Raw genomic sequence first — 255 nt, 5'->3', positions numbered from 1 at the left:
TGTGCCATCTGGCGTGGGGGCAGGTGGTGGCGCGCAGCAGCGGCCGCGAGCAGGTGGTGTTCGGCACGGTGCTGTTCGGCCGCATGCATGGCGGCGCCGGCGCCGACCGCGCCATGGGCCTGTTCATCAACACCCTGCCGCTGCGGCTTGACCTTGACGGCACCGCGGTCGAGGCGAGTGTGCGGGCCACCCACGCCCGGCTGGCCGAGCTCTTGGCGCACGAGCATGCCTCGCTGGCCTTGGCGCAACGCTGCA

1 protein-coding gene is annotated in these 255 nt (G+C 72.5%); it reads left to right on the top strand.

Features of this window, described 5'->3' with window-relative positions; genetic code table 11:
- Positions 1-255 (top strand): condensation domain-containing protein (locus ACZYOF_RS44720; protein WP_463719715.1); only part of this gene is annotated, 255 nt, incomplete at both ends.

It is taken from the genome of Bradyrhizobium sp. LeoA1Lang, assembly GCF_055413685.1.
The sequence above is the reverse complement of the archived record's forward strand: the minus strand, read 5'-3'. Positions and strand labels throughout refer to the sequence as shown.